General features: G+C 43.7%; 4 protein-coding genes and 1 tRNA gene. 2 read left to right on the top strand and 3 right to left on the bottom strand.

The genetic code is table 11. The annotated features are described in order from the left end of the window. Window positions 1–563 (bottom strand): sodium-dependent transporter (locus Q0338_RS09350; RefSeq protein WP_298086514.1); only part of this gene is annotated, 563 nt, incomplete at its 3' end. A 272-nt stretch (window positions 564–835) separates the two neighbouring features. Between Q0338_RS09350 and Q0338_RS09345 the strand changes: the two genes are divergently transcribed. Beyond that, a complete protein-coding gene (locus Q0338_RS09345) occupies window positions 836–1,135 on the top strand; it encodes a F0F1 ATP synthase subunit C (RefSeq protein ID WP_122862636.1) in 300 nt (99 codons plus the stop codon). A gap of 44 nt (window positions 1,136–1,179) precedes the next feature. Further along, window positions 1,180–1,263: transfer RNA gene (locus Q0338_RS09340), tRNA-Leu, on the top strand. Window positions 1,264–1,831: 568 nt separating this feature from the next. On the opposite strand, the gene Q0338_RS09335 is transcribed toward Q0338_RS09340, so the two are convergent. Both Q0338_RS09335 and Q0338_RS09330 read right to left on the bottom strand, forming a co-directional pair. Continuing rightward, a complete protein-coding gene (locus tag Q0338_RS09335; protein ID WP_297937504.1) occupies window positions 1,832–2,686 on the bottom strand; it encodes a universal stress protein in 855 nt (284 codons plus the stop codon). A 16-nt stretch (window positions 2,687–2,702) separates the two neighbouring features. Next, window positions 2,703–3,363 (bottom strand): S1 RNA-binding domain-containing protein (locus tag Q0338_RS09330; protein WP_298086513.1); only part of this gene is annotated, 661 nt, incomplete at its 5' end.

Genomic DNA, 3,363 nt, shown 5'->3' with positions numbered 1-3,363 from the left:
AACGAGTAGCTAAGCATGATGATAAGCAGGATAAGCAGCGAAGGCATCATCCATACGTTTACGCGCTCTATGCCGCTTTTTATGCCCTTTGATACGATAAAAATGCAGAGAAAAAATACGATCGTGAAGTAAAAAATTTGAGACGCGGCGTCGTTAGCGTAGAAATTTCCGAAAATTTTCTCCGAAGCCTCGACGTCTTTTGGCAGCTCGGTTATTACCATAACTGCGTATTTTAGTATCCATCCGATGATGACCGTGTAAAAAGAGGCGATGATGATCGCGCCTATCATCGTAAAACCCGCAAATTTCCACGCTTCTTTACGCTTTGGAGCAAGTTTTTTAAAGGCGTTTACGGGGTCTGACTCGGAAAGCTTACCGATAGCTATCTCGCCGAAAAATATCGCAAGCCCAATAAAAAACGTCATAAAAAGATACAAAAGCACGAAGGCCGAACCGCCGTTTTGACCGACTAAATACGGGAATTTCCACGCATTTCCAAGCCCCACCGCAGAGCCCGCGACGGCTAAGATAAAGCCGATTTTAGAAAATTTATCCTGCGCCAAATTTAACCTTAGTATTTAAAATTTCAGAAGCGAGGCTAGCATAAAAAAGCTTTTAAAATTCTAATTTTTAAATAAATTCGTAGAAAAACGAAACATCGCTGAAATTTTTTGTAAATTTGTAGCACTGTACGTGGACAAATTTGACGAACGGAAAATTTATGAAAATTTTTCTCGGTTTTAAGTAACTCAAAGCTAAATTTTTATAAAATGCGCTCTCAAAGCTTCAAAGTAGGGGTCTGATCCGAAATGGCTTAAATTTACAAGGAGACTTTATGAAAAAAGTTGTTTTCTTAATGATGGCTTTTGCTAGTTTCGCGTTTGCGGACGGTGGCGAAATGCTAAAATCTTACTCTGTTCTTGCAGCAGCAGTTGGTCTAGGCCTAGCGGCTCTTGGCGGCGCTATCGGTATGGGAAATACCGCATCTGCGACAATCTCAGGTACAGCTAGAAATCCAGGCGTTGGCAGCAAGCTAACTACGACGATGTTCGTTGCTCTTGCGATGATCGAAGCGCAAGTTATCTACGCACTAGTTATCGCACTAATCGTTCTTTACGCAAACCCAATGTTATAATCTCGGGCGGGCTTCGTCCCGCTCTTTGTTCTTTTAATCCACGTGCGACCTTGGTGGAACGGTAGACACGCTACTTTGAGGTGGTAGTGCCGAAGGGTGTGCGAGTTCAAATCTCGCAGGTCGCACCATAATTCTTATTAACTCCCAACAAAAATCTTCCAAGCCATCAATGATTTTCCAACTTCAAAAACACTGATCACATCAAAACAAGTCGATATTATTCGCTAGAATCATGTTCTTGCACTAGTGTCTCCCATTACCCCTAAAGAGTCAAATTTGCTGTGTATACTCAAAATACTTGAGATTGCTTTGGTACTGCATTTCTCATAAGAAGCGAATCGCATCTTTACATGGCCGACCAGCACAACCAAATTTAAAAGGAAGTTTTTGCAAAATTTGAAATAGTTTTTACTAAGCTTTACCGCTCATAAGCTTCTCGAATAACCACAAAAATAAATTTAGGTTTTAAAATCGATAAAAAAGTAGTCGTCTCGCAAGACAAATTTAATCTGCTCATTCATGTCTAAATTTAGAACAATGATAAAACATGAGAAAAGGAAAATCTCAAATTTAATCGGCAAGTGCCTAGAGTCAATTCTAAAATAAAAAAGCAACCGACCTCTTATAAAAGGTCAGTCGCTTAAATTTGCCTCGGAGCCAAACGTCAAATTTGAAAATTCAGCTCCGAATTTTGTCTTACATAAAGACCGGTATCGTCGTATTTTTAAGGAAATATCTCGAAGTACCGCTCAAAAATATCTCCAAAAAGCCGTTTTCGCCGTATCTGCCCGCTACGATAAGGTCAAATCCGCCCTCTTTAGCGCTTCGCAGCAATGCCTCGCCCGGCACCGAAGTCGTGCTCACAACCTCATAAGTCGCCTGTATGTCGTGCAGTTTTAGGTACTCTTCTAGTTTTTTTAGATTTTCCTCTGCGCTACCGTCGCCGGAATGCGGCATGCAAGTGATACAATGCACCTTTTTAGCCTTTTTTAGTAGCTCGATAGAGCTGCTCACGGCGCGAGAGTTTTGCGTCGAGCCGTTCCAGCTAACTAGGATGTTATCAGCCTTAAAACTCGTTATGCGCCTTGGTATCGTGATGGCCGTTTTGCCGCTTTTTAGCACCGCCGCCTCAAACGTGCCAGTGATCTTACCGTCAAGCGGTACTGCGGCAACTACCATATCGCAAAATTTAGACTCCTGCTCGACCACCACGCTTCGCTTGCCGCTTTTTGTGGTAAATTTAGCCGTCGTCTTGCCCTCGATCGGCTCGTCGCTAACCTGCACGTCGAGCTCTTCGCAAAGTTTATGAAAAATAGTCTCGTTACGCTCGTGTTCGACGCCAAGCTCAGCCTTCGCCGCCTTTAAAAACTCATCATAAAGAACCCCGCCTCGAAGCGTCATTTTCATATTATAAACGACGCCGGGATCTAGCTGGCAAGCCAAAATCTCGATGTGGCTGTTGAAATGCTTAGCGACCAGCAAAGCTCCTCTGATACGCTCTTTTACGTCGTCGCCCGCGCCGATTGGGAAAAATATTTTTTTATACTGCATCGTTTCTCCTTTAAATTTATTGCGCTAGAGAAAGGGAAATTTTGTGCCCTTTTTGCTCGCTGATTTTTACTTTGACCTTATCGCCGGCTTTTAGAGGCGTTTTGATCTTTGAGATATGCAAAAGCCCGTCCACGCCGCCAGGAAGCCCGATAAAGGCGCCAAATTCTACCACGCTTTTTACCTCGCCTTCAAATTCGTCTCCGATATTAAACTCAGGCGTCTTGTGAGGCTTGCCGTCTTTGCCGCCTCTTTTACCGCCAAAGCCCTTGCCGCCGTCTTTTGAGACGATTTGTATGATGTAGTCTTTAGCCGCATCTACGCTTGATTTTTGCGCGCCGGCGATCTTTACCTCGCCTTTTTCGCGGTCGAGATCGATAGCGACGTCAAATTTTTCGATGATCTCTTTTATCGTTTTGCCAGCTTGCCCGATGATGTCAACGATCTTGCCCGGATCCACGCTAAAAAGCTCTAGTTTTGGCAGTATGTCTTCGTTTACGGAGATATTTTCATTTGCTTTTTCCATCAAATTTAATATATGCAGCCTGCCCTCGCGCGCCTGCAAAAGAGCTTCTTTAAGCACGTCAAGGCTGATGCCACCCAGCTTTATATCCATCTGAAGCGCGGTTATGCCGTCTTTGCTACCTGCGACCTTAAAGTCCATATCGCCGTCGTGATCC

Source organism: uncultured Campylobacter sp. (genome assembly GCF_938018145.1).
GTDB lineage: Bacteria > Campylobacterota > Campylobacteria > Campylobacterales > Campylobacteraceae > Campylobacter_A.
The sequence above is the reverse complement of the archived record's forward strand: the minus strand, read 5'-3'. Positions and strand labels throughout refer to the sequence as shown.

What these genes read in the sequence shown, in the direction of transcription:
- Q0338_RS09345 (WP_122862636.1), top strand. Translation starts at nt 836, where the DNA reads ATGAAAAAAGTTGTTTTCTTAATGATGGCTTTTGCTAGTTTCGCGTTT.
- Q0338_RS09335 (WP_297937504.1), bottom strand. Translation starts at nt 2,686, where the DNA reads ATGCAGTATAAAAAAATATTTTTCCCAATCGGCGCGGGCGACGACGTA.